Below are 19,747 nucleotides of genomic sequence, written 5' to 3'. Positions count from 1 at the left end.
TACCGTACTTGTTAGTATGAAATACTTAACCATCAACGTCCCCGAACAGGAGCTAGCAATTCTCAAAACTTATTGTGAGCAAGAAGGAAGAAATCAGACAGACGTACTCAGAGAATACATTCGTAGTCTCAAAAGGAAGATAAAACGTGATGACAAAGATTAATTGGGAGCCTCCGTCCCTCCGGCTCCCCTCCTATCCCCCATAGGACCAAACCCTATCGGGCTATGGTCGCAGTACCTCGGAGAAAACAATGGGCTTTTCCAGGACTCAACACTTAGCGATCGCCACAGTTCAACGGTAGCTCTTTTTCCCTCTGTTGTGGAAAAAATTGTGGATAATTTCCTCAAACACTGTGGAAAACCTCCAAACTGCTTCAGTCTCTTGACTAGAGCCGTAGAGGTTTAAGCAGTTTTCCACAGGTTTTCCACAAGATGAGCAATAGGCTCTAGCAAATCGCAGAGAAAACGATAGAATATAAAACTCTGTGTCTTCACTCTAGGAATGGTATTCTGTTGTCAGAACCTCATACTCTGATTGCCAATCTTTTTATAAAAACTCAATCTTTACCCAGGTCAATCTATGCGATTAATTGTTGAACAGGAAAAACTCAGTTCTAATTTATCCTTAATCTCCCGAGCAATTCCCTCTCGTCCGACCCATCCCATTTTATCGAATATTTTATTAAAAGCATCTTCAGAAACTCAACAACTGAGCCTGACTGCATTCGATTTAAGCTTAGGAATCTATACTTGTATGAGTGCAGAAGTTGAACAAGGGGGAAGCTTTACACTCCCGGCTAAATTACTCAATGATATTGTCTCTCGTTTACCCAATAGTCCGATTGCTCTCGATGACGAAGCCGGAGAATCTATTATTACATTAACCTCAAGTTCAGGACGCTATCAAGTGAGGGGTATGAGTGCTGAAGAATACCCGGAACTTCCGAGTATCGAAGAAGGAGAATTCATTCAACTTCCGGCTGATGCTTTAATGGAAGGATTAAAAGGTACGTTATTTTCAACCAGTCCTGATGAAACTAAACAAGTTTTAACAGGTGTTCATCTAAAAGTGAGTAAAGATTTACTTGAATTTGCCTCAACTGATGGTCATCGCTTGGCGGTTGTTAAAGCTGAAAACTTGAATTCTGATGATGAATCGAAAGCTGATAGCGACTCAGAAATCAAAGATTTTGAAGTGACGATTCCCGCTCGAGCCTTACGAGAAGTTGAACGAATGATGGCTGCCTATTCTAGCGGCAAAGAAGAGTCCAAACCAATGGTTAAGCTGAGATTTGATGAAAGTCAAGTTATCTTTGAACTGGGAAATCAACGATTAAATAGTCGAAAATTAGAAGGGTCTTATCCCGCTTATCGACAACTGATTCCCAATCAATTTCTGAATCAAATTAATGTAGATCGTCGTAATTTTTTAAGCGCCTTAGAACGAATTGCCGTCTTAGCGAGTCAGAAAAATGATATTGTTAAGTGTAGCATTGATAACGATAATCAGAAAATATCACTCTCAGTAGAAGCGGCGGATGTGGGAAATGCACTCGAATCTTTATCGGCTCAAATCTCAGGAGAAGAACCGAAAGAACTGGCTTTTAATGTCAAATATTTGATGGAAGGTTTAAAAGTTTTCAATACTTCTGAGATTCAAATTCAGCTTAATGCGGCTACAAGTCCCGTGATTTTATCTCCTTTAGGCGGATTCAAAATGACCTATTTAGTGATGCCTGTTCAGTTGAGAAATTAGGGGTGAAAAGCGGCGATCAAATAGAAGGTTGTAGCCGGGAGAACGGGTGAAGATGGCGCAAACAATTCCCGCAATTGGGGCGACACTCAGCCAACTCAAACCGACGTTTGAGCAGCGACAAACCATCGTGAACTTCCGGCGGGCGGGAATGCCCGCACTGTAAGCTTATTGGCGCTGCAAATTTCACAAATCAGATAGAACTGCTATATGCCCGTAGGATTAATTGAGACTGAGGCATCTGAAAATAAAAGTAATGGTTCACGTTTTATGGTTTAATAGAGAGTCAGAAGACCATTAGGAGCTAAACCCATCTGATGTTTAACGTGATGGATAGGTTAATTTTTAACAGTCTAGATAAATTATATAAGTTTTATTCTAAAAAACAGTTAGGCTATCAACTAGCACAACTGAATAAACCCGATACTCGATATAAAACACTGCTCAAAGAAGTGGAAGGGGTTTATAAAAAGATACTGCTGACCGATTTATCAGACTATGACGAGGTAAGAACTGATTTACTGTTTAAACTTTTAGGTACATCGGTCAGTGAAGCGCTCTATATTGTCAATTATTTACACAAATCTTTACCCTTACCAGGGGATATCTGCGAATTTGGGGTCGCCCAAGGTGCGACATCAGCATTAATGGCGCATGAAATTCAAAAGACGGATAAAACAATTTGGCTTTTTGATTCCTTTGCTGGATTACCCAAACCCTCCGCTAAAGATACACTAAAAGATGATATCTTTAATCTCCGATCAATGGATGCCTACACGGGGACAATGCTCACCTCTGTTGATCTGGTACAAAAGCGATTAAATGATATTAACTTTCCCTCAGAACGGACTCAAATTATACCTGGATTCATTGAAGAGACAATTCAGTCATCTAACCGGCCTCAACAGGTTTGTTTTGCCTACGTCGATTTTGATTTTTATGAACCTATTTTAGTGGCTCTCAATTTTCTAGATCAGGTATTATCTAAAGGTGGACATATTATTGTTGATGATTACGACTTTTTCTCGACGGGCGTAAAAACAGCAGTCGAGGAGTTCATCGCTGCCCATCCAGATAACTATCGATTGTCACTACCGATTAAGTCAGCCGGACATTTTTGTATGTTAGAAAAGTTCTCTTAATATGGATTCACTTAACAACCGGAATTTTGTAATTCTATTTGGCAAGCTGATCAGAGCCTGCGAGAAATCGTCAAGGCGGTACTGGGCGATCGCCTGGGCGCAAATGGGCGATGCAAACGCCTGTATTCCCACCCCCCAACCGGTGTATATGCCTCCGATTTTGGACAGCTTTGGCTGCCGGGGTCGAAGAAATCGTCATCAAAAATAAAGAAACCTTTCGCGATCTTGTGCAAACTCTCCCCCACCTGAATCAGATGAGGGAAATAACACGTTAGCCGATTGTGGTGACTAATTGTGAGGGTTTATTCTTCTGAATGTAAAGTCAAGTCTACGATGGGATGCAGAAGGGTTGAACGGAAATTTAAGCGAAGTTCTGTATTTAGATATCGGCGTTGAAACAGTTGCCATTTTTGCCACGCTTTATAACGACTTTGCGCTAACACCTGGGCAAAAGTCGGCAAGACTGACTTAATATCTGACTCCAAAACATTTGTCATTACGACTTCTAACACATGACTATCTTGAATATCGCCCAAATATTCTTGAATGTCTTTCATGTCTTGCAAATAAGCCGAGTATGTCGCGCCATAAAAATCAGTAAACAAGTTCATCAAATACCGAACTCGCTTCACTTGTTTACGCAGATCATGAATTGTTTCTCCTTCGACTTGCAAAATCTGTTCTACAGTTTCAGAAGATAGTTGTTCTGAACCATTTTGAGTGGGTTCTGTTTGAAGCTGTTCAATTCCCACTTGCCAACCGGGATGTAAAAACAGTTGGCTAATTTGCGGTAATAATAAATCGGGCAGAACTTCTTCAATGGGTAATTGTTCGATTTTCGTGTAACACGGGGAGTCTAACCATTGTTGCAACTCTTGCTTTAATTGTCTGTACTTCTTGCTTTCTAGCGTCTTTTTCACCTGCTTAAACGTTTGTTGACGCTGTAGATTCAATTCGGACAAAACTTGTTTGATTGCTTTCTGTTCTTTTGAGGGTAAATTCGGATAGTATCGTTGATCAATTGCTTCGAGTAGAACATCTAGATCCCGCAATTCTCCTAAGCACCGAGAGACTTTCCCGATGTTTTTGTTTTGTGTTCCCTGGGGTAAATCGAGTACCGGGGCAAATCCTGTAATCGCTGAACGTAAACGTCGCATTCCGACTCGCATTTGGTGGAGTTCTTCGGGATCTTTGTCTGCCAAAACTTCTGGTTCGTGCTGGAGAACTTTCTCTAAGTGTTGCTGAATTCCGAGTGCGGCCCAGTCCCCCAATGTTCTAACTTTATCTAATGTAGTTGTGGTCATTTTCACCTCGCGAAATCGAATCATTTTCACGGAATGATTCAGTTCTATTCTAGTGATTATAACAGCTCGGTCTCAAGTAAGTTAACAAAAGTTAATACAATTAATTCAAAAGATATAAAACAGCTTGTGCTTACCCTAAAAAACATAAATAAAGTTTATTCCTCAAGATAGATTTATGAATGTATTGAACAAACAAAACCTGATCTTTTAACAAAGTCACCAAAAATAGATGACCCCCAAAGTTATCTAACTGAGTGACTTTGAATGCTTATTGGGGATTCGCCTGTGTGTTTTTTTTACCAACTTAATTGGGAATATCAGAGTTACTACTTAAACATACCTTAACTTAATTGTCAAGCAGATGTGTTTTGATCAAGGTAGGGATAAAGGAACGTAGACTCCTAGCCAGGGTTGCCAGCCTTTTCTCTTGTGCCTTCGACAGAAAATCGTGAGTAGACTATCCATCACCAACTTGAGTGAGTTTAGGAAGTTTGGGTGCGGCAACTTGTATAGACAAAAGCGTGTGAACATCTGCTATGAATTTTGCAAACCTCTCGAACCCTCTGTCTGACAGTGTGATTCTTTGTAGCTACAAAAACCAAACCTCTCAATTGCAAGTATTGCGAATTATCAGTACAACAACAGGCTACTTCGAGCGTGTAGTATTCCCCGATCAACACTTACTTTTTGAAGCGGAAGACCAAGCTCATCTAGAAGTATACTATCGCCTTGGCTGCGACTCAATCGAGATGAAACAGATTCCCTGCATCAGCCTCAAAGTCAACGAGATTCTTTAAAAGAAAGTTAAATCGGTTGCATCTATGTCAACTCCTGAAAATAGACCTCAAAATCAGCAAGAAAATGATTCTCAACCTCTGTCCGATCAATTTTTAGTCTGTGGTTTAGGGGGTTTAGGACAGCATTGTGTTGTGGCGCTCAAAGCCTACGGAGTCAAAGTGAGTGCCATTGAATTAGTCCATCCTCAACACTGGGAAATCCCCAATTTCCCCAACTTCTTAGAGAATTTAATCATTGGAGATTGTCGAGATCCAGCCCTACTGAATCAGGCAAAAATTCAACACTTTCGATGTGTCTTAATCGTCACCTCAAACGAACGAATCAACGCCGAAACCGCCCTCGTTATTCGCAAACTCAGTCGATATTCTCGTTTAGTTGTGCGTTCATCCAAGGAAAATCTCAACCAACTTCTGGGTCAACTTCTGGGAAACTTAGTCGCCTATGAACCCACACAACTGCCTGCTTTTGCCTTTGCCTTAGCGGCTTTAGGAAGTGAAATTCTAGGATTTTTTCACCTAGATAGCTACCGCTTCCAAATCATTCAACGCCAACTGAGTCCCGGTGATCCTTGGTGTAATCGTTCAAGTTTACAAGACCTCAATAGTCGCAGTCGCCGTCTTCTTTGTCATCTTCCGAGAGGTTCTTCCCAACCGCTAAAAGTCCACGCTTGGCAGCCTAATCTTCAACCTAGCCCGGGTGATATGATTGTTTATGTCGAAGTCATCGAACGGTCATTTTCTCGATTACCTACGACGACAACAACGCTATCTTTAAAACAAATTCTGCAAAACTCATTCCATCAAATCAGTTGGCAGTTTCTCCAACAACAAATCATTCAATATTGGCAACAAAGCGAACAACAACCCCTGCGGCGAGTCGCCCTATTTTGTGGCTTGTTGGTGTTTATTCTATCGGTTATTGGTACGCTATTGTTTCGTTCCTATTACCCTGAAGCGACCTATCTGAGTGCATTCTACGGCGTGATTATTTTGCTATTGGGGGGTTATGCAGATATTTTCGGTGAGTTTGAACCTGTTACCGTAATTCCCGGGTGGTTACAGTTTTTTGCTTTGGGGCTAACCCTAGCCGGAACCGCCCTGGTTGGGGTGTTGTATGCTTTACTCACTCAAGCCCTCCTGAGTGCAAGATTTCAACTGACTCGAAAACGTCCGCCCATTCCTCAAAATAACCATCTGATTGTGATTGGTTTGGGGCGAGTGGGTCAACGGGTAGCGGTTTTTTTACAAGAGTTCAAACAGGCGATTGTCGGAATCACAGAAAATTCCCAATTTGACTCGACTCTTTTACCGTCTATTCCTCTGATTATTAGTAATTATGCAGATGCCCTGAGTAAAGTCAATCTCGCAACCGCCCGTAGCGTTGTCATTGTGACGGATGACGAGATTTTAAACTTAGAAATTGGCTTGATGGTACGCAATGTTAATCCCCATTGTCATATCGTAATTCGCACGATGGAACAAAGCCTTAGTCAAAGTTTAACTCAGTTATTGCCGAAAACCGATGTATTGTGTGCCTATAAAGTCGCAGCCGAAGCGTTTGCGGGAGCGGCATTTGGCGAAAATATTCTGAATTTATTTCGCCTGGGAAATGAAACCATTTTAGTCACAGAATATCAGATTGAAGCGGGAGATACCCTGAACGGGTTGCTGTTGTCAGAAGTGGCTTATGGTTACGGAGTTGTGCCGATTTTACATCAATCTGGAGAAAATATAGCTCGATTTATTCCCTCTGATGATATCCTACTTTCAGTTGGCGATCGCATGGTGGTTTTAGCGACAACGGAGGGATTACAAGCCATTGAACAAGGGATTTGTATTGCTGCGAAAACAACGAAAGTTCACATCGAAGACGCCCGCACACCAGATGCAGCTTTTGAAGGGGCAAACCTCATCGTCAGGATTTCAGGCTGTCAACTCAGTCTCGCTCGAAATTTGATGAATAACCTACCCGCGACTTTACCCATTCCGCTCTATCAGCATCAAGCTTATCGTTTAGTCCAAGAACTGAGAAAATCCCAAGTATGTGCTTATATTTTATGATGTATTATCTGTGGGTAAAATAAATCTTTTATAAAATTTAACCCAATGATCATCTAGAGATATTTTTCTTTTAATGTCAAGCTTCCAAACTATGGATAGTTCAAGTCAAGGGGGAGTTCACAACTGTGCTAAAAGAAACTGCGGTAGAAGTGACGCATCTGACCAAAAGCTTCAGAGGTAAAACCGCTCTACAAAAGGTCAGCTTTAGCGTAGAATCCGGGGAAATGGTGGCCTTGGTGGGGGCATCAGGTTCGGGTAAATCAACGCTCCTCCGCCATCTCAACGGTTTAGAACGGGGCGATAGTGGTGTCGTTAAAGTCTTTGACTTTGCGTTACAATCCGATGGCAAATTTCATTCAAAAATTCGCCAACTGCGAAGCAACATGGGTTGCATTTTTCAACAATTTAATCTGGTGAAGCGACTCAGTGTGATTGAAAATGTCCTCGTTGGAAATTTAGCACAAATGTCCTTCGCCCGCTCTGCCATTCGTTATTTTACCAAAGCCGAAAAAATACAAGCTTTGTCTGCTTTAGAACGAGTGGGAATTTTAGAGCAAGCCTACAAACGTGCTTCGATGCTATCAGGAGGTCAGCAGCAACGAGTGGCAATTGCTCGCTGTTTAGTTCAGGGCGCTCGGATTATTTTAGCAGATGAACCGATAGCTTCTCTCGATCCCGAATCGGCTCGTAAAGTTATGGAATTGTTGAGTGAACTCAACCAACAAAATGGAATTACCGTGATTACTTCTTTGCATCAAGTGCAGATGGTGCAGCAATATTTTCTCCGTGCAGTGGCTCTGAAAAACGGAGAAGTTCTCTTTGATGGGCCGACAGAAGCACTTGATAAAAACCGACTCAACGAACTCTACGGTAGTGCCGCCCAAGAATTAGTTTTAAGCGGACATGGAGAATTATTAGTCTAAATCAAAATTCCCGATTCTAACCCTTGAAATAGTCAACAAGTCACTTAGAGGAAACTATGGACAGACGCCATTTTTTTAAATCCACTTCTTGGTTTATTTTATCACTGAGTGGAGCAAAACTTCTCGCCAGTTGTTCACCCAGTTCGACGACTTCTGAAACTCAACCGACTTCAGAAACACCCCAAGCTGAAACGGTGACTGCGACAACGACACAGGTTAAGCCTTTATCTGAGATCAAAGAACTCAATTTTGGCATCATCTCTACAGAGTCTCAGGCGAACCAAAAACCGATTTGGGAGCCGTTTATTCAAGCGATGTCTAAAGAACTCGGAATGCCTGTTAATGCCTTCTATGCGACCTCCTATAATGGGGTGATTGAAGCCATGCGGTTCGGACAAGTTCATCTGGCTTGGTTGGGTGGAAAATCCTATATTGAAGCGGCTAAAATAGCCAACGCTGAAGCATTTGCTCAAACGATAGCGCTTGATGGTTCCAAGGGTTACTATGCTTATTTAATCACGAATAAAGATAACCCCATTGTTTCCGAAATTCAAGGAGAAAATGGCGATCAATATGTCTTGAAAAATGCGGCAAATCTTACCTTTGCATTTAATGAACCGAACTCAACTTCGGGCTTTTTAGTCCCGAGTTATTATATTTTTGCCAAAAACAACGTTAACCCGAAAAAAGCTTTTGAAAAGCTGATTTTTTCAGGAAGTCACGAAGCCACAGCGTTAGCCGTTGCGAATAATCAAGTTGATGTGGCAACGAATAACAACGAGTCTATTAGTCGCCTAGAAAAAACAAATCCAGCCGCCCATGAAAAAATCAAAATCATCTGGACTTCTCCTGAAATTCCCAGTGACCCTATTAGCTATCGGAAAGATTTACCCGAAGATTTAAAAGAGAAAATTAAAAACTTCTTTTACAATTATAACGATGAAACGGTATTAGGGCCTCTTGAATGGTCTAGCTTTGTTCCCGCAGACGATAAAAATTGGAACCCCATTCGAGAATTGGAAATTGGCAAGCAAATTCTTGAAGTTCAAGATGATGAAAATATCGATGCAGCCACGAAACAGAAAAAGTTAGATGAGTTGAATAAACAGTTGAAAGCCGTACAAAGTTAATTGTATTTATTGGTCTCTCCTAAATCCCCTGCCCCCTAAATCCCCCAAGTTTGGGATAATGCCCCCTAAATCCCCCAATTCTGGGATAATGCCCCCTAAATCCCCCAATTCTGGGATAATGCCCCCTAAATCCCCGCCCCCGTGACCCCAAATTACCCCACTGTAAAACAGCGAAGCATCCGCTAATTCCCCCCAGAATTGGGGGGCAAGGGGGGCGGGGGACTTTGAAAGATGGGGGTCACGGGGGTGAGAGAGGGAGAGAAACGTTCATTTTTTGTATATTCAATCTCTGAATTTTTTGAACATGAAAAATAATCATAATAATTTGCCATCTACCTCTTCATCTGTTGAATTGTTGGCATCTCCAGCCGTGTTAGAAATGCTTGATCAAGAAAAAAAACGGGTGACAAATAACCGTATTTTATTTTTGCTCGGAGCAATTGGTATACTCATTTTTGCAGGGATTCAAAGTGAATTGAATTTCCCGGTTTTGTTGCAAAATAGCGGTAATATGGTTGAATATACTCGATCTTATTTTCCCCCGGATTTTTCGGATTGGCGATTATATTTAGAAGATACGATTATCACCATTTCGATGGGAATTTGGGGAACGTTAATGGCAGCAATTGCAGCAATTCCGCTCTCATTATTAGGCTCAGAAAATATTTTTCCGGTTTGGATAGTACAGCCAATTCGTCGGATATTAGATGCGATGCGAGCGATTAACGAAATCGTATTTGCGCTAATATTTGTAGTGGCTGTTGGTTTAGGGCCTTTTGCGGGAGTATTAGCGTTGTTTGTGAGTACCACAGGTATATTAGGAAAGTTATTTTCAGAAGTTGTAGAGTCGATAGATCCGGGGCCAGTCGAAGGAATTCGGGCGACAGGCGCTGAAAAAATTCAAGAGATTTTATTTGGTATACTTCCCCAAGTGATGCCCTTGTGGACTTCATATATTTTGTATCGGTTTGAGTCGAATGTTCGTGCAGCTTCGGTGCTGGGAATTGTCGGTGCGGGAGGAATTGGGGTATCACTTTATCAGAGTTTTCAAGCGTTTCAATATCAAAAAGTTTGCGCGATTTTAATCATTTTAATTGTGGCAACATCAACGATAGATTTTATCTCCGCTAAACTGCGAAACTGGTTAGTCTAAAATCAGTGAATATTGTATCAGGGTCTAATATCAAAGACAGAGGTGTTTGCTACAGATGATCGGGGGGAGATGGGGAACTGGGGAACCCGCCCCTACGCTGTTGCTTTTTTTTCAATTTCAGATCAGCTAAAGCTGAGAAGGGTTTAGAAAATTTCATCAAAAAATTAAACGAAATTTAACCCAAAAATTAATTGAGTTTAACCTAGATTGATTAAGGTCAACAATAGTTTGCCTTTTGCCTTTTGCCTTTTGCCTTTTGCCTTTTGCCTTTTGCCTATGGTGAGGAGTTTATTGTGGCTTTTCTCAAAATTTTCTGCGTTGCTCTTCTACTCATGCTGTTAGGAGACTTCATTTCAACGTTTTGCTATCACGTCCCTGAACATATTTTTGGTAGATTTCATGCTGTGGTTCACCATAGTCCGAACCGCAGCTTTGTCCGTTATGCTATTTTGACGAAGAAACCTTCTGCTTTGATCACTGGATTTTTTGGCGCATTTCCCTATTTGATGTTTATTCCGATATTAGGAATCATCTCACCAATCGGAACAATTTTAGGATTGATTTTGGCAGAATGCCATGTGGAGTGGAGACACGTTTCTCTCGAAAAATGGGAAACGCCAAACTCTGTTAAAAAAATTTGCCACATCTTATGGATTACAACTCCTGAACGACATTGGGAACATCATCTCAATTCGAGAGTAGCCTACGGTGATATTTTTACATTTTATGATAAACCTGCTCAAGCTTGGTTTAGATTTTTGTTAAAATTTAAAAAGAAGTTGCGGACAAGATACAGCTAAAATATAGCTGCACTTTGCAACAAATTTTTTCCCTAAAAATTGAGACCGTTTGACTATTCTGGCTCAAACACTAATTCCATGCGATCGCCCCTAAATCGGGTGATACCATATTCTATAATACGATCATCTTGATCAACATTAATAGACTCAGTTAACAGGATGGGGTGATTGAGTGGTAATCTGAGTAAACTGGCATCTTGAGGTCGAACAACCCGAGCAGAAACCCGAGTACAACGTCGAAGATGATCGCAGCCATAGACCTCTCTGAGAAGCTGGGAAATCGACCACATTTTATGTTGGTAAGATAAAATATTTGGGAAGCGATGCAGTGGAAAATGACCCGTAGAAATGCTAATCGGTTGGTCATCAACAAAGCTCAAACGTTCGATTAATACGACTCCATCTCCAGGGGAAAGTTCTAGATGACTCGCCACCGATGAATTAGCAGGAATCTCAATCGCTCGCAACAGTTGAAAGCTCATTTCTAAGCCTTGAGCCTTCATCGCAGCATTGTAACGAACTCGTTTTCCAACGGGGTATCGAATCGGTATTCCTGCTACAAAGGTACCCCGACCTTGATCAACACGCAACAGCCCTTCACTTTTGAGCAAAGCAATCGCCCGTCGTACAGTATGACGGTTGACTCTAAAACGTTCGCTCAACTGATTTTCGGTTGGTAATTTGTCTCCAACCTGATAAGTCCCCTGATTGATATTTTGTCGCAACTCATGGGCGATTTGAGCGTATACAGGCATGGTATCACGGTTCATTCGAGATGCAATGTCGATGGTAAACCTTGTCAATTTTGACAAAGTTAGGTACTTTGTGACTAGCGTGTTGAATTGTCTAGATGAATTTTAGTTAAGTTGAATAATCCTCAAGTATTATTATGTCAAATCTTGTCGAACGACAGGCTTGGATGGCAATTTTAGCCAAAGCTTCGCCTTTGCAGTTGCAGGAAAAAATCAAAGCCCTGGAACCTCTGCCAGAATACAGTTTCTTGCGTCCGCCCGAAATCGGTTTAACCCTTGTTAGAGGCAGAGCCGGAGGTACAGGACAAGTCTTTAACCTGGGAGAAATGACATTGACTCGCTGTGTGATTAAACTTAATCATCAACCGATGATAACAGGATTTGGTTATGTAGCGGGGCGCTCTCATCTTCATGCGGAATTAGCGGCTTTGGGTGATGGTTTGATGCAGCATCCTGACTGGTCTGAACGGGTTCAAAAAATTGTCATAGAACCTCTACAAGCTGAAGCCATTCGTCAACAACAAGTTAAACAGTCTCAAGCCGCAGCAACTCAAGTTAATTTCTTTACTTTAGCAAGAGGGGAATAAAGTTATTATTGATTGAAAAATCAGATTTTAACACATCAAAAACAATTAGTTTGTTCTAAACTTTTTATGGAAATCACACAATTTCCGGGATTAAAAGACCCAATACACGATGCTCAAATCACCTTTCGCGCTCTCCTGGATGCTTTATCTTTTCCCGGAAGAACTCAAGAGATTTTTGTTCAACTCACTCCTCCGCCTGGATTAACATTAGCTTGTGCTGCGGCTTGCTTAACTTTACTCGATTTAGAGACAACTGTTTGGCTGAGTTCAGATTTTGAACCCGAAGTAAAAAGCTGGTTAAAATTTCATACGGGTTGTCATTTTACCGAGCATCCGAAAGCCGCAAATTTTGCGATGATTCAGAAGCTTTGTCTTCTACCAGCCTTATCTAATTTTAATTGGGGAACTGCTGAACAACCGGAACTTTCGACAACTTTATTGATTCAAGTTGAACCCTTAGAAAAAACGGAATCAGTGCGATTAGAGGGGCCTGGAATTTCCGAAAAAAGAGTGATAAAACTCCCCTTATCTTCGACATTTAGACAAGGATGGTTAGAAATTAATCGCAGTTATCCTTTAGGGATAGATGTATTTTTATTGGGTGAAAATACCGTTATCGGTTTACCCAGAACAACAACATTAAGCATTTAAAATTCATAAAAATCAGGAGTTCATCAAATGCCTTATGTAGCCGTCAAAGGTGGTCAGCAAGCGATAGAAAATGCAGAAGCCTTGTTAAAAGCGTTGCGACGAGGGGATGCAAATACACCCGAATTAACGATAGAACAAATTAAACAACAACTCGCTTTAGCAGTGAACAGAGTGATGTGTGAAGGGAGTTTATATGACTCCGATTTAGCAGCTTTAGCGATTAAACAAGCTTGGGGAGATTTAGTAGAAGCGATCTTTTTAATTAGAGCTTATCGGACAACCTTACCTAGATTTTACCACAGCAAACCGTTAGATACAAATCAAATGCAAATTCAACGGCGAATTTCTTCAATTTTCAAAGATATTCCCGGTGGACAACAGTTAGGGCCGAGTTTTGATTATATTCATCGATTGTTAGATTTTAAGTTAGCAGCCGAAGGAAACATTCACCCTGCACCAACAGCAACTCCAAAAAAAGAAGAAGTTACTGCTGTATTAGATTTGTTAGGAAAAGAAGGATTAATTCAAGCCGAACCGCCAGAAGAAAATCAACCCTTTGACATCACTCAGGAAGCGTTAAAATTCCCCGCAGGAAGAGATGAACGACTCCAAAATTTAGCTCGTGCAGATGAGGGATTTTTGCTGAGTTTAGCCTATTCTACACAACGAGGATATGGTCGAAATCATCCCTTTGCGGGAGAAATTCGGATGGGAGAAGTTGAAGTAATTATTTCTCCAGAAGAGTTAGGATTTGAAGTGGCAATTGCTGACATTACAGTAACAGAAGTTCAAATGGTCAATCAGTTCTCAGGAAGTCAAGAAATGTCACCTCAATTTACACGCGGATATGGATTAACCTTGGGGTATAATGAACGAAAAGCGATGTCAATGGCGTTGGTTGATAGAGCGATGAGAGCTAAAGAATTTGGAGAAGAAATTCAAGGGCCAGCCCAGGATGAGGAGTTTGTTTTGTATCATTCTGATAATGTTCAAGCTCAGGGATTTGTGCAGCATTTAAAATTACCCCATTATGTCGATTTTCAGGCCGAGTTAAATTTAGTTAGACAGATGCGACAAGAACAAACTCAGGGTAATTCTTCCTCAGTTTCCGACCCTAATTTAATCAATCATTCTGTACCCCAAAATATACCCTCTGCTTCATCTCCTCAAAATTCATCCCCGTTAACCTCTCAACCCCATTCATAATTATTCTAGTTTTTTGAAGTAAAATTAACATGATTTCTGATTCTGAAAAGACATCTTACGAAGGCTTTAACTTTGCCTATCTAGACGAACAAACTAAACGTTCAATTCGTCGAACCATTTTAAAAGCGGTTGCCATTCCAGGTCATCAAATCCCCTTTTCTTCTAAAGAAATGCCGATGTCTTACGGTTGGGGAACGGGAGGAATTCAAGTGACTGCATCCGTTATCGGTAAAAATGATGTATTAAAAGTGATTGATCAAGGTTCAGATGATACGACAAATGCCGTTAATATTAGACGTTTTTTTGCTAAAGTTTGTGATGTTAAAACGACAGAAAAAACATCCGAAGCCACTCTCATTCAAACCCGACATCGCATCCCTGAAACGCCTTTAAAAGAAGGTCAAATAATGGTTTATCAAGTTCCGATTCCTGAACCTTTGCGTTGGTTGGAACCCTCAGAAGTTCAAACTCAAAAAATGCACGCTTTGCAAGAATACGGTTCAATGTACGTTAAACTCTATGAAGATATTACAAAATATGGTTATATTTCTACCTCCTATGATTACCCCGTAATGGTTCATGATCACTATTTAATGAGTCCGAGTCCAATTCCTCGATTTGATAATCCTAAACTGCATAATTGTCCGGCTTTACAACTGTTTGGGGCGGGGCGAGAAAAGCGAATTTATGCTATTCCTCCCTATACTCAGGTGAAGAGTTTAGACTTTGAAGATCATCCGTTTTATGTGGGAAAATGGGATAAAGTCTGTGAAATTTGTGGTTCAAAAGAGAGTTATCTAGATGAAGTGATCATGGATGACCAAGGAACAAGAATGTGGGTCTGTTCAGATAGTGATTATTGTCAGCAGCAACATCAAAAAAAGGTATAATTTAACCGACAAACTACAAAGAGGTTTTTAATCATGTTAAAACTTTATCATACTCCCCTCTCCTTTAACAGCCGTCGAGTTTGGGTAATGCTGTTAGAAAAGCAAGTTGAGTTTGAAGAAATTATTCTCAGCTTACAAGGCGATCAATTTGATCCAGAGTTTTTAAAATTAAATCCATTTCATCATATCCCGACTCTCGTTGATGATGATTTTACCTTAATTGAATCTCTCGCTATTTTAGACTATTTAGAAGCAAAATATCCCACCCCGAGTTTTACCCCCCAAGACGCTAAAGCGATTGGAATTATGCGAATGTTAGAATTGGTGACAGTTAATGAACTTTTACCGACAACTTTACCTCTCTTAAAACAGGTGGTGGGTTTACCTGCTGACCCCAACCAACCGTTAGAAGCAGTTGAGCAAAAAATTGCAACCATTTTCAATTTTTATCAAAACTATTTAGGTGACAATCCTTATTTAGTTGGTGAACAAATGACGCTGGCTGATATTGCGGTTGGGACTGTTATCCCCTCGTTAAAATATTTGAATGTTTCTTTAGATGAGTATCCCAAACTCAAAGCTTGGTGTGAACGTTTGATGTCACGAGAAAGCTGGAAAAAAACTGAACCTAAACCCGAAGAGGTAGAAGCTTCCTACGCCCGAATTAAAGCTATTTTATCCCAAAAATCTCAATAAATAAATGAATTAATGTTGATCAAATTGTATCTAGGAACTATGAAAAAACACGCATTGTAGGGGCGGGTTCACATAGATTTATCCTTCCCTCAAGCAACCTTACTAAACCCGCCCTACCCCTGATTTTAAATAGAGATACTGTATGAACAAAAATAAACCCTTGCTAACTGTGAAAAACCTCAATAAATATTACGGTTCAACTCAAGCTTGTCATAATATTTCATTCGATCTTTATCCAGGTCAAGTGTTAGGAATAGTCGGTGAATCCGGTTCAGGAAAATCAACTTTACTCAAAGCCCTTGCTGGATATTTACCCATTGATTCAGGAAAAGTTTCTTATCTAAACCGCCAAGAAGAATGGCTGAACTTTCAACAAATTTCTGAATCCTACCTTCGTCAATTAATGCGAACAGAATGGGGATTTGTACAACAAAATCCTCGGGATGGTTTACGCATGAATGTTACAGCAGGGGCGAATATTGGTGAACGTTTAATGGACATTGGTGTGCGAAATTATGGCAAAATTCGCCAAGAAGTTGGGGAGTGGTTACAACAGGTTGAAATTGACTGTCGTTGGATAGATGAACTTCCGACAACGTTTTCTGGGGGAATGCAGCAACGGCTTCAAATTGCCAGAGTTTTAGTGACAAAACCCCGTTTAATATTAATGGATGAACCCACAGGCGGATTAGATGTTTCTGTACAAGCAAGGCTGTTAGATTTATTACGTTGTTTGGTGAGAAATCTGAATTTAAGTGTTATTTTAGTGACTCACGATATTGGAGTTGTGCGGTTACTCGCTCATCGGTTATTTGTAATGAAAAATGGTAAGATTGTTGAGCGTGGATTAACTGATCAAGTGTTAGATGATCCGCAACATCCCTACACCCAACAGTTAGTTAGTGCGACTCTAACGCCTTAGCAATTCAGGGGGCGAGTTTATTTAGGTGGTTTGTCGGAAATATTCATAAATATGGAATCCGCCCCTACAGAATTTCCTATAGCAAACATTCAGCAATTTCATCTAAAAATGCAATTAAAACCACAAAAACTTCATTCTATTTCCAACTTTGATCATTCTACTCTCTTAAAAGCGGAGAACATTTCTAAAGGCTTTACTTTACACAATCAAGGGGGGATACAGCTATCCGTTTTAAAGATGGTTTCTCTCCAAGTTAACAAAGGAGAAGGAGTAGCTTTATCTGGAAAATCGGGATCAGGAAAATCTACTTTTATGCGATCGCTTTACGGAAATTACCGAGTTGATAGCGGTTCAATTTGGATCAAACATAACAAAAATTGGGTCGATTTAACCCAACTTGAACCCCATGAACTCATAGAAATTAGACAGACAACAATCGGTTATGTGAGTCAATTTTTACGGGTTATTCCTCGGGTTCCAGCGTTAGAAATTGCGGCTGAACCTTTGTTAGAATTAGGGGAAAATCAAAATACTGCTTACGAAAAAATTCAGCAGCTATTTATTCACCTGAATTTACCCGAACGACTTTGGAGTTTATCTCCGACAACTTTTTCAGGAGGAGAAAAACAACGGGTGAATATCGCTCGGGCGTTATCGGTAGATTATCCCATTTTACTCTTAGACGAACCAACATCTGCTTTAGATGAAACCAATTCTAAAGCCGTAATTAAACTGTTAAAAGAACGTCAAGCCAAAGGTTCTGCTTTAATTGGAATATTTCACGATGAAGAAGTCAAAAATCAGCTTTGTACGCGAGAATTGACATTTAGTGATTAATGTTTCACCCATTAAACTTCATAATCAACCGCGAGAATATCTGCTAAAATAGGCTTAATTAAATTCTGCACAACCGCTTGATGATCCGGATGGGGTGTATAAGCTTCTAAAGCAGATTTATCTGTGAATTTGACCACTAATCCATGCTGAAACCCCTGAGAACGTTCCGAGAAATTTTCACCACAGGATAAGTCAATAATACCCGGAATTTTAGCTTTCAATTCTTTTAGTCCCTCCATCGTCGAGCAGATCGCTTCTGGAGTCGCGTCTTCTTTCCACTTAAACAAAACGACGTGTACAATCATTGAGTCAATGTCCCGATAATTCTTTGAAACTCCTTTAGAATTTTAGCAGAATTTTAGTTACAATATGAAGGTTTGATGATTCCAAATCTCGATTAAGTTTAGATTAACTGACAATTAAGCAACCATGAATGAACAAGTCTACACCAATTATCGTCTACAACTTCCCGACCAAGAATTAAGAGGAACTTTAGTCGTTCGTGATGGCAAAATTGCAGACATTCAACCGGGAATCGTAAATATTGGCAAAAATGGTCAAGGTGACTATTTAATGCCGGGATTAATTGAGTTACATACTGATAATCTAGAAAAATGTATGTCTCCTCGACCGAGTGTTAAATGGCCGTTAGAAGCGGCTGCAACCTACCATGATCGCGATTTAATTAGCGCAGGAATTACAACAGTTTGTGATGCCATTGGAGTTGGAGATATTAAACCCGGTTCCAACCGCATGAGCCATTTTAGGCCGATGATTGATATTATTTTAGAAGGACAAAAAGCCGGAAGATTTACCGCCGATCATCGCCTTCATTTACGCTGTGAACTCTCCTATGAACAGGTGTGTGATGTAGCCAGTGAATATAGTGATCATCCGTTACTTTCCCTCATTTCTGTGATGGATCATACGCCCGGTCAGCGACAATTTGTAGATGTGAAAAGATACACTGAATATTATATGGGAAAATATGGATTTTCAGCCCAAGAGATGGAAAATTTTGTCAAAATGCGTCGGGATTTGCAACAGAAATATGCCGATAAAAACCGAAAATCGATTACCAAACTCACCCAAGAAAAAAATATTTCTCTAGCAACTCACGACGATGCAACCGTTGAACATATTCAAGAAGCGGTTGAAAATGGCGCTGAAATAGCCGAATTTCCAACAACATTAGATGCAGCGAAAACTGCTCATCAATCTGGTTTAAAAGTGTTAATGGGTTCGCCTAATTTAGTGTTAGGGGGTTCCCATTCCGGTAATATTTCAGCAATGGAACTCATTCAAAAAGATCTCGTTGATATTCTCTCCTCTGATTATGTTCCTCATAGTCTGCTACAATCTATTTTTATTATTGCGAACAAGCTCGGAAAACCGATTTATGAAGCCCTACGTTTAGTTACGAGTAACCCCGCCAAAGCTATTAATTTGTTTCACGAAAGAGGCAGTTTAGAAGTGGGGAAACAAGCGGATTTAATCACCGTTCACGATGATGGAGTTGTTCCCAGAATTACTTCGGTAATTCGTAAAGGTAAACGAGTTGCATAATAGCTTAAAATCAAAATAAACAAGAAATGATGAACGCTGAACAATTTATTATCTATGCTTGTCCAGTGGGCGAACTCGGTCAACAAATTAACCTCTATTTCCAAAAAAGTAAAGAACTCTGTGGAGAAAATACTGCCCATCACTATATGCCTCATTGTTCCCTAACAGGTTTTTTTAACGCCGATCAAACAACCATTCATCACTACTTAAATACTCTAGACAAAGCCTATCATCAATCTCAAGATATCTCTCTAGACATAAAAATTGTCCAGATGATGTTCAAACCAAACTGGCATGGTTTAGAATTAAAAGCATCGGGTTTAAAACATCTGATTGCTCACTTTGCCGAAATCATGAACAGTCAACCCATTGAGGAAAAGATTCGACTAAAAGAATGGCTTCATGTTAGTTTTGCCTATAACTTTCAACCCCAACACCATGATTCCCTCAAAAAACTCGCCAAAAAAATCATTGATCCTCAAGCATCAACACAATGGGAATTACGATTTTATCACAAATATCCCGACTGGACTTGGACTTGTTTAAAATCTTGGTTGTTGTAATTCAATTTAGCTAA

21 protein-coding genes are annotated in these 19,747 nt (G+C 40.3%); 18 read left to right on the top strand and 3 right to left on the bottom strand.

Translation table 11 applies throughout. The features are described from left to right. Positions 1 to 16: 16 nt before the first annotated feature. The 3 genes from VB836_RS19490 (at position 17) to VB836_RS19480 (ending at position 2,895) form a co-directional block, all read left to right on the top strand. The gene (locus VB836_RS19490; RefSeq protein ID WP_323221732.1) at positions 17 to 163 is read left to right on the top strand and encodes a ribbon-helix-helix protein, CopG family; all 147 of its coding nucleotides are present in this window, start codon (positions 17 to 19) and stop codon (positions 161 to 163) included. A gap of 417 nt (positions 164 to 580) precedes the next feature. Continuing rightward, on the top strand, positions 581 to 1,756 hold the full coding sequence (gene dnaN, locus VB836_RS19485) for a DNA polymerase III subunit beta (RefSeq protein ID WP_323221730.1): 1,176 nt from the start codon (positions 581 to 583) through the stop codon (positions 1,754 to 1,756). 326 nt (positions 1,757 to 2,082) lie between these two features. After that, entirely contained in the window at positions 2,083 to 2,895 is an 813-nt protein-coding gene (locus VB836_RS19480) for a TylF/MycF/NovP-related O-methyltransferase (RefSeq protein WP_160315466.1), read from the top strand. A gap of 302 nt (positions 2,896 to 3,197) precedes the next feature. Here the strand turns inward: VB836_RS19480 and VB836_RS19475 are convergent, their stop codons facing one another. Next, positions 3,198 to 4,199, bottom strand: coding sequence for a CHAD domain-containing protein (locus tag VB836_RS19475; RefSeq protein ID WP_323221727.1), 1,002 nt, complete (start codon positions 4,197 to 4,199; stop codon positions 3,198 to 3,200). Between the two features lie 536 nt (positions 4,200 to 4,735). On the opposite strand from VB836_RS19475, the gene VB836_RS19470 reads away from it, so the two are divergent. The 6 genes from VB836_RS19470 (at position 4,736) to VB836_RS19445 (ending at position 11,063) form a co-directional block, all read left to right on the top strand. Further along, positions 4,736 to 4,996 (top strand): DUF1830 domain-containing protein, encoded by a 261-nt coding sequence (locus VB836_RS19470; protein WP_323221725.1) that lies wholly within the window; start codon positions 4,736 to 4,738, stop codon positions 4,994 to 4,996. Between the two features lie 24 nt (positions 4,997 to 5,020). Next, a complete protein-coding gene (locus tag VB836_RS19465) occupies positions 5,021 to 7,057 on the top strand; it encodes an NAD-binding protein (protein ID WP_323221722.1) in 2,037 nt (678 codons plus the stop codon). Positions 7,058 to 7,182: 125 nt separating this feature from the next. Then, the gene (gene phnC / locus VB836_RS19460) at positions 7,183 to 7,980 is read left to right on the top strand and encodes a phosphonate ABC transporter ATP-binding protein (RefSeq protein ID WP_323221720.1); all 798 of its coding nucleotides are present in this window, start codon (positions 7,183 to 7,185) and stop codon (positions 7,978 to 7,980) included. A gap of 56 nt (positions 7,981 to 8,036) precedes the next feature. Then, complete coding sequence (gene phnD / locus VB836_RS19455) at positions 8,037 to 9,110, top strand: phosphonate ABC transporter substrate-binding protein (protein ID WP_323221718.1); 1,074 nt, start codon at positions 8,037 to 8,039, stop codon at positions 9,108 to 9,110. A gap of 304 nt (positions 9,111 to 9,414) precedes the next feature. Beyond that, positions 9,415 to 10,263, top strand: coding sequence for a phosphonate ABC transporter, permease protein PhnE (gene phnE / locus VB836_RS19450; RefSeq protein ID WP_323221716.1), 849 nt, complete (start codon positions 9,415 to 9,417; stop codon positions 10,261 to 10,263). A 242-nt stretch (positions 10,264 to 10,505) separates the two neighbouring features. Further along, on the top strand, positions 10,506 to 11,063 hold the full coding sequence (locus tag VB836_RS19445; protein ID WP_323221714.1) for a sterol desaturase family protein: 558 nt from the start codon (positions 10,506 to 10,508) through the stop codon (positions 11,061 to 11,063). A 53-nt stretch (positions 11,064 to 11,116) separates the two neighbouring features. On the opposite strand, the gene phnF is transcribed toward VB836_RS19445, so the two are convergent. Next, positions 11,117 to 11,833: a phosphonate metabolism transcriptional regulator PhnF gene (gene phnF / locus VB836_RS19440; protein WP_046278427.1), complete on the bottom strand. Its 717-nt coding sequence runs from the start codon at positions 11,831 to 11,833 to the stop codon at positions 11,117 to 11,119. A 119-nt stretch (positions 11,834 to 11,952) separates the two neighbouring features. Between phnF and phnG the strand changes: the two genes are divergently transcribed. The 7 genes from phnG (at position 11,953) to phnL (ending at position 17,604) form a co-directional block, all read left to right on the top strand. Further along, positions 11,953 to 12,402, top strand: a complete 450-nt coding sequence (gene phnG, locus VB836_RS19435) for a phosphonate C-P lyase system protein PhnG (protein WP_046278426.1) — start codon at positions 11,953 to 11,955, stop codon at positions 12,400 to 12,402. A 66-nt stretch (positions 12,403 to 12,468) separates the two neighbouring features. Further along, the gene (gene phnH, locus VB836_RS19430; RefSeq protein ID WP_323221712.1) at positions 12,469 to 13,053 is read left to right on the top strand and encodes a phosphonate C-P lyase system protein PhnH; all 585 of its coding nucleotides are present in this window, start codon (positions 12,469 to 12,471) and stop codon (positions 13,051 to 13,053) included. Between the two features lie 27 nt (positions 13,054 to 13,080). Continuing rightward, entirely contained in the window at positions 13,081 to 14,259 is a 1,179-nt protein-coding gene (locus VB836_RS19425) for a carbon-phosphorus lyase complex subunit PhnI (RefSeq protein WP_323221710.1), read from the top strand. A 29-nt stretch (positions 14,260 to 14,288) separates the two neighbouring features. Continuing rightward, a complete protein-coding gene (locus VB836_RS19420) occupies positions 14,289 to 15,149 on the top strand; it encodes an alpha-D-ribose 1-methylphosphonate 5-phosphate C-P-lyase PhnJ (protein WP_323221708.1) in 861 nt (286 codons plus the stop codon). Positions 15,150 to 15,182: 33 nt separating this feature from the next. Further along, positions 15,183 to 15,845 carry a glutathione S-transferase family protein gene (locus VB836_RS19415; RefSeq protein WP_323221706.1) on the top strand — a complete coding sequence of 221 codons (663 nt, stop codon included), beginning with the start codon at positions 15,183 to 15,185 and terminating at the stop codon, positions 15,843 to 15,845. Positions 15,846 to 15,987: 142 nt separating this feature from the next. After that, complete coding sequence (gene phnK, locus VB836_RS19410; RefSeq protein WP_046280135.1) at positions 15,988 to 16,767, top strand: phosphonate C-P lyase system protein PhnK; 780 nt, start codon at positions 15,988 to 15,990, stop codon at positions 16,765 to 16,767. A gap of 108 nt (positions 16,768 to 16,875) precedes the next feature. Continuing rightward, complete coding sequence (phnL, locus tag VB836_RS19405) at positions 16,876 to 17,604, top strand: phosphonate C-P lyase system protein PhnL (protein ID WP_323221704.1); 729 nt, start codon at positions 16,876 to 16,878, stop codon at positions 17,602 to 17,604. 11 nt (positions 17,605 to 17,615) lie between these two features. On the opposite strand, the gene VB836_RS19400 is transcribed toward phnL, so the two are convergent. After that, complete coding sequence (locus tag VB836_RS19400) at positions 17,616 to 17,909, bottom strand: Dabb family protein (RefSeq protein ID WP_323221702.1); 294 nt, start codon at positions 17,907 to 17,909, stop codon at positions 17,616 to 17,618. 124 nt (positions 17,910 to 18,033) lie between these two features. Between VB836_RS19400 and phnM the strand changes: the two genes are divergently transcribed. Both phnM and VB836_RS19390 read left to right on the top strand, forming a co-directional pair. Continuing rightward, a complete protein-coding gene (gene phnM / locus VB836_RS19395) occupies positions 18,034 to 19,170 on the top strand; it encodes a phosphonate metabolism protein PhnM (protein ID WP_323221700.1) in 1,137 nt (378 codons plus the stop codon). 26 nt (positions 19,171 to 19,196) lie between these two features. Further along, complete coding sequence (locus tag VB836_RS19390) at positions 19,197 to 19,733, top strand: hypothetical protein (protein WP_046280132.1); 537 nt, start codon at positions 19,197 to 19,199, stop codon at positions 19,731 to 19,733. The last annotated feature ends 14 nt before the right edge of the window (positions 19,734 to 19,747 follow it).

The organism is Limnoraphis robusta BA-68 BA1 (genome assembly GCF_034932365.1).
Lineage (GTDB): Bacteria > Cyanobacteriota > Cyanobacteriia > Cyanobacteriales > Microcoleaceae > Capilliphycus > Capilliphycus robustus.
This window is presented reverse-complemented; position numbering and strand designations above follow the sequence as displayed.

Bases quoted from the DNA above. Each gene is read 5' to 3' on its own strand.
- VB836_RS19490 (WP_323221732.1), top strand. From the start codon at position 17: ATGAAATACTTAACCATCAACGTCCCCGAACAGGAGCTAGCAATTCTC.
- dnaN (WP_323221730.1), top strand. From the start codon at position 581: ATGCGATTAATTGTTGAACAGGAAAAACTCAGTTCTAATTTATCCTTA.
- VB836_RS19480 (WP_160315466.1), top strand. From the start codon at position 2,083: ATGGATAGGTTAATTTTTAACAGTCTAGATAAATTATATAAGTTTTAT.
- VB836_RS19475 (WP_323221727.1), bottom strand. From the start codon at position 4,199: ATGACCACAACTACATTAGATAAAGTTAGAACATTGGGGGACTGGGCC.
- VB836_RS19470 (WP_323221725.1), top strand. From the start codon at position 4,736: ATGAATTTTGCAAACCTCTCGAACCCTCTGTCTGACAGTGTGATTCTT.
- VB836_RS19465 (WP_323221722.1), top strand. From the start codon at position 5,021: ATGTCAACTCCTGAAAATAGACCTCAAAATCAGCAAGAAAATGATTCT.
- phnD (WP_323221718.1), top strand. From the start codon at position 8,037: ATGGACAGACGCCATTTTTTTAAATCCACTTCTTGGTTTATTTTATCA.
- phnE (WP_323221716.1), top strand. From the start codon at position 9,415: ATGAAAAATAATCATAATAATTTGCCATCTACCTCTTCATCTGTTGAA.
- phnF (WP_046278427.1), bottom strand. From the start codon at position 11,833: ATGAACCGTGATACCATGCCTGTATACGCTCAAATCGCCCATGAGTTG.
- phnG (WP_046278426.1), top strand. From the start codon at position 11,953: ATGTCAAATCTTGTCGAACGACAGGCTTGGATGGCAATTTTAGCCAAA.
- phnH (WP_323221712.1), top strand. From the start codon at position 12,469: ATGGAAATCACACAATTTCCGGGATTAAAAGACCCAATACACGATGCT.
- VB836_RS19425 (WP_323221710.1), top strand. From the start codon at position 13,081: ATGCCTTATGTAGCCGTCAAAGGTGGTCAGCAAGCGATAGAAAATGCA.
- VB836_RS19420 (WP_323221708.1), top strand. From the start codon at position 14,289: ATGATTTCTGATTCTGAAAAGACATCTTACGAAGGCTTTAACTTTGCC.
- VB836_RS19415 (WP_323221706.1), top strand. From the start codon at position 15,183: ATGTTAAAACTTTATCATACTCCCCTCTCCTTTAACAGCCGTCGAGTT.
- phnK (WP_046280135.1), top strand. From the start codon at position 15,988: ATGAACAAAAATAAACCCTTGCTAACTGTGAAAAACCTCAATAAATAT.
- phnL (WP_323221704.1), top strand. From the start codon at position 16,876: ATGCAATTAAAACCACAAAAACTTCATTCTATTTCCAACTTTGATCAT.
- VB836_RS19400 (WP_323221702.1), bottom strand. From the start codon at position 17,909: ATGATTGTACACGTCGTTTTGTTTAAGTGGAAAGAAGACGCGACTCCA.
- phnM (WP_323221700.1), top strand. From the start codon at position 18,034: ATGAATGAACAAGTCTACACCAATTATCGTCTACAACTTCCCGACCAA.
- VB836_RS19390 (WP_046280132.1), top strand. From the start codon at position 19,197: ATGATGAACGCTGAACAATTTATTATCTATGCTTGTCCAGTGGGCGAA.